6 protein-coding genes and 1 tRNA gene are annotated in these 4699 nt (G+C 61.9%); 6 read left to right on the top strand and 1 reads right to left on the bottom strand.

The annotated features are described in order from the left end of the window. From era to ACILRA_RS19945, 5 genes are all read left to right on the top strand, one after another. Positions 1-738 (top strand): GTPase Era (gene era / locus ACILRA_RS19965; protein WP_395663806.1); only part of this gene is annotated, 738 nt, incomplete at its 5' end. 3 nt (positions 739-741) lie between these two features. Continuing rightward, positions 742-1464, top strand: a complete 723-nt coding sequence (gene recO / locus ACILRA_RS19960; RefSeq protein ID WP_395663805.1) for a DNA repair protein RecO — start codon at positions 742-744, stop codon at positions 1462-1464. Positions 1465-1515: 51 nt separating this feature from the next. Beyond that, on the top strand, positions 1516-1920 hold the full coding sequence (mce, locus tag ACILRA_RS19955; protein WP_395663807.1) for a methylmalonyl-CoA epimerase: 405 nt from the start codon (positions 1516-1518) through the stop codon (positions 1918-1920). After that, complete coding sequence (locus tag ACILRA_RS19950) at positions 1917-2192, top strand: DUF1467 family protein (protein WP_395663804.1); 276 nt, start codon at positions 1917-1919, stop codon at positions 2190-2192. Before mce ends, ACILRA_RS19950 begins: the two co-directional genes overlap by 4 nt. Before the next feature lie 164 nt (positions 2193-2356). Then, a tRNA-Leu gene (locus tag ACILRA_RS19945) sits at positions 2357-2442 on the top strand. Positions 2443-2554: 112 nt separating this feature from the next. Here the strand turns inward: ACILRA_RS19945 and ACILRA_RS19940 are convergent. Beyond that, positions 2555-3619, bottom strand: coding sequence for a DUF1214 domain-containing protein (locus ACILRA_RS19940; RefSeq protein ID WP_395663803.1), 1065 nt, complete (start codon positions 3617-3619; stop codon positions 2555-2557). Positions 3620-3719: 100 nt separating this feature from the next. Between ACILRA_RS19940 and ACILRA_RS19935 the strand changes: the two genes are divergently transcribed. Further along, positions 3720-4412, top strand: a complete 693-nt coding sequence (locus ACILRA_RS19935) for a Crp/Fnr family transcriptional regulator (RefSeq protein ID WP_395663802.1) — start codon at positions 3720-3722, stop codon at positions 4410-4412. Positions 4413-4699 lie beyond the last annotated feature (287 nt).

Raw genomic sequence — 4699 nt, 5'->3', positions numbered from 1 at the left:
GGCGATGCGCAGATCGTGCTGGTCGACACGCCGGGCATCTTCAAGCCGCGGCGCACGCTCGACCGCGCCATGGTGGAGAATGCCTGGGGCGGCGCGGGCGACGCCGATGCCGTGGTCTTCCTCGTCGACGGGCGGCCGGGCCTGACGGATGAGGCAAAGGCCATCATCGCCCAGTTTGCGCAGACGAAGACCAAGGCCGTCCTCGTCATCAACAAGATCGACCTTATCCCGCGCGAGCGGCTTCTGGAGATCTCGGCGGAGTTCAACGCCGCATATCCCTTCGAGCAGACCTTCATGGTGAGCGCGCTCAAGGGCTCCGGCACAGAGGACCTTCTGACATTCCTGGGCGGCAGGATGCCCGAAGGCCCGTGGCTCTACCCCGCGGACCAGGTGGCGGACGTGCAGCTCCGCTTCATGGCGGCCGAGATGACGCGCGAGGTGATCTATGAGCGGCTGCATGAGGAGCTTCCCTATTCCTCCACCGTGGAGACCGAAACCTGGGAGGAGCGCAAGGACGGTTCCGTCAAGATCGGTCAGGTGATCTTCGTCGAGCGCGACAGCCAGAAGGCCATCGTGCTCGGCAAGGGCGGACAGAGCGTGAAGCTGCTCGGCCAGATGGCGCGCAAGGAGATGGAGGCGCAGTTCGGCCGCAAGGTGCATCTCTTCCTCTTCGTGAAGGTGCGCGAGAACTGGGCCGAGGACAAGGAGCGGCTGCGCAACATGGGGCTCGACGTCTAGCCCATGGAATGGCGCGACGAGGGTGTGATCCTGTCGGTGCGCCGCCACGGCGAGACGAGTGCCATCGCCGAGATCCTTACCGCCGGGCATGGCCGCGTGCCGGGCCTGGTGCGCGGCGGGCGCTCACGGATGCAGCGGCCGGTGCTGCAGGCTGGCAATGCCGTGCAGGCGGTGTGGCGCGCAAGACTTGAGGAGCAGCTCGGCACCTATGTGCTGGAACCCCTCAACCTGCGCGCCGGGGCCATCATGGAGGAACCCTTCCGGCTGGCGGGGCTTGCCACGATGACCAGCCTCGCCCAGCTCCTGCCCGAGCGCGAGCCGCACCCGCGCGTCTATGAGGCGCTGCGCGTGGTGCTGGACGCGATGGGCGACGACGCGCTCTGGCCCGCCCTGCTGGTGCGCTGGGAAATGGGCCTGCTGGATGAGCTGGGCTTCGGCCTCGACCTCTCCAGATGCGCCGCCACAGGCAGCAACGAGAACCTCGCCTTTGTCTCGCCCAGGAGCGGCAAGGCCGTTTCGGAACTGGCGGGAGAGCCCTTCCGGGACAGGCTGTTCCGCCTGCCGGCCTTCCTCAGAGGAAGTGGCGAGGCCACTGCCGCCGACGTGATCGACGGCCTGAAACTCGCAGCCTTTTTCCTCGAGCGCCATGTCTTCGAGCCGCGGGGCATGCGCCTGCCAGAGCAGCATGACTGGATCATCAGCGCCTTGGCCGAAAGGCCGCATTGAGCAGGCGGGAGTGACGCCCTACATAGGCGCTCACAGCAGGGAGACATGCCAATGCTCGGACGATTGAACCACGTGGCGATTGCCGTTCCCGACCTCAAGACGGGAAGCGAGGTCTACCGCAGCATGCTGGGGGCGACGGTTTCCGCCCCGCAGGCAGAGCCCGCCCATGGCGTGACCGTGGTGTTCGTGGAATTGCCCAACACCAAGATCGAGCTGCTGGAGCCCCTGGGAGACGCATCGCCCATCGCAGGCTTTCTCGAGAAGAACCCGTCCGGCGGCATCCACCATCTCTGCTATGAGGTGGCCGACATTCTCGCCGCGCGCGACCACCTCAAAGCACAAGGAGCGCGCGTGCTGGGTGACGGCAACCCGAAGACCGGCGCCCATGGCAAGCCGGTGCTGTTCCTGCATCCGAAGGATTTCTGCGGCACGCTGGTGGAGCTCGAACAGGCATGAACATCGCCAGCGGCATTGCCATCTATTTCGTGGTCTGGTGGATCTGCCTGTTCGCCGTCCTGCCCTTCGGCATCCGCAATGCCCATGAGGCTGGCGAAGCGGTGGAACAGGGCAACGACGAGGGCGCGCCCGTCCAGACCCTGCTGCCGCAAAAGCTTCTGGCCACCACGCTGCTCGCCACCGTGGTCTTCGCGCTGATCTGGGGCCAGATGAGCTATGGCTGGATCGGCTTCGATGACATTCCCTACCTCAGGGACATGCCGGGGCACTGAGCCTGCTCAAGCAATTGATCTTGCGCGCGTTCTTTTCGACCAGGTGAGTCCACCTGGCCGGAGCGCGCGCCAGGGCGCAAGCCCCGTGGCATGCTGAACGGCCAACGCCTGCTGGCAATTCCTTGTCCACTCAGGCCACCTGCTGTAGAGACCCAACCCGCACGGCGGGCGTGGCGGAACGGTAGACGCAGCGGACTTAAAATCCGCTTTCCGTAAGGAAGTGGGGGTTCGAGTCCCCCCGCCCGCACCAAAACCCTTTGTACGGCCGACATTCGATGAGGCCGCCGGCAGTCTATTGCCCTTAAGCCCTCTGGCAGGGACGCTGTCGCTCTTGGCACGTTCGAGGTTGCATCACGCTGCGGCTATTTTTTCCATTCCACGACCTCCGGCAGCTTGTAGCTGCCGTCGAGAACCGACGGCCCTGGACGATACACGCGCATGAGGAAGTTCCAGCCTTCGGTAACGTCCAGCCGGTTGGGAACGTCCCCACACACCTCTTTCGAGCCGTAGTAGACGGTGAAGGTGCCGTCGTCGTTCAGCTTCACGCTGGACGAGCCGACGATGGCATTCTCATTCTTCATGTAGCCGTCATTGCCATAGATCGTGATGGACCAGAACGCCTTGTTCTCGGGCACCTGGTAGGTCGCCGTGTGGCACACCCGGTAATCGTGGCCGCCGCTATAATTCAGGTAGGTTGCATCCCATTCGGGATTGAGCCCCCACGCGGCTGCAGCCGCGATATGGCGGGTCTTCTCGTCGACCTTGCCTCGCGGGCCCATCATGCCCTTCCAGCTGCTGTACTGGGCTGAGTCCTTCTCGTATTGCTCCGTGAGCGCCTTTAAGGATGCCGCGTCCCACTTCGACGGCGGAAACGGATCGGCATTGCTCGCCTTGATGACCACCTCATCCTGAAGCTTGTTCACCAATGCGATCTCAGCAGGGTCATTCGGGTTGAAGACCTGCACACGTACGACGACCGCAAGATATTTGGTGTCCTTCGGCAATTCGTAGGTGCCGGGATCGTAATGCACGGCCGGTGCGTAGTGGTCATTGTCAATCAGCAGGATGGATATGAAGCGGCCATCCGGGGACTTCGGCAATGTGACCGTTGCTCCGCCTTCCGTGTCCACGATCGCGGCCGAGTAAAGCGTGTCGCGGTTCATGCGCACGACCGTCTGTCCGTCGAGAGGCGTGGGCTGCCTGATATAGAAGAACTTGTTCACCCCTCCGCCTTGCGCGGCGATATTTCCGAAGCTGCGGTCAGTCTCGGCCCGGATGTATGTTTCAGGCGTAACAATTTCGGAGGCTGCCGCGGGAGCGGAATTAAAGGACAGCGACAGAGCAGTAATGGCGGCGCAAAACGATAATGCCGATATGGCCGATTTGACCGTACTGACGTTAGCCGTACCGAACTTGAGCAGGTTCATTGCTGTCTACCCTCTTGTGTTGAGTTTGGCCGTTCTTTCGTTTGCATACCACCGTCTTAAACCCTAGATTGGCCGCCAGCGCACTTTTGAGACCGTCATAATGGACAAGGGCACGGCTCATGATCTGGCGGTTCGTGAAGGGTGGCTCAGCCAGATGCCGCTGGACTTCCGAAATGCCGTTCTGGAACGAGCCCGTCTGCGAGAGTTCACGGCGAACGAGGCCATCCACATCGCCGGCGACGAACCGGGGGGCATGTATGGTCTGGTGGCAGGCACAATCCGAGTCGTCCTGGCTGGCAACGAGCACGGCCCATACGCCGTCCATTTGTTCAGGCCGGTGACCTGGTTCGGCGAGGGGCCAGCAATCATCGGTCAGCCACGGCCAGTCAGCCTTTCGGCCACGCGGTCTGTTTCGCTTCTTTACGTTTCGCAACGGGCGATTGGAGAGATCGCCCAGCTCCATCCGGCATTCTGGAAATGCTTCGTGATCCCGTTGATGGGGCATCTCGACACGGCGTTGGGTGCGATGGCCGATCTCATGATCCGGCAACATGACAAGCGCCTTGCCGCTGTTCTCTTGCGCCTCGGGGGATGCCGGTCTGCAGCGGACGCGCGCATGGGACCTGTAGAGGTGGATGCGAGCCAGGAAGACATAGCCGCCATGGCGAATATCTCGCGTACCACGGCTGGGTCGGTGATGCGCGAATGGCAGTCCATGGGCCTGATCAAGATCGGCTATGGCCGCGTGGCCATTCTTGCTCCCGCCAAGCTCAGGACTCTGTTTCAGAAGTGAGCAAAGGAATGCCGCCGCTCCAATCTCTCTGTGAGCATCGGTTGACCTGACTGTCTTCCACAGAATCCTTTCTCATCCTTCACGCTTTCTTACACATATGCACAAACAGGAGAGATTTTTTAACGTTATATCAGTTACTTAGATGATTCATTATTGGACATAGAGCGGCGGGCGATCAAATGGAATCCTTGTGACGGCTGATGTCTTCTCCCGCTCCTTCAGCGGGAGAAGAAGGGACCCGTTGCGGAACGCAACGGGGAGATGAGGGAACAAGGGCGCTGCATACA

This window comes from Aestuariivirga sp. (assembly GCF_044239095.1).
Classification (GTDB): Bacteria; Pseudomonadota; Alphaproteobacteria; order Rhizobiales; family Aestuariivirgaceae; genus Aestuariivirga.
The sequence above is the reverse complement of the archived record's forward strand: the minus strand, read 5'-3'. Positions and strand labels throughout refer to the sequence as shown.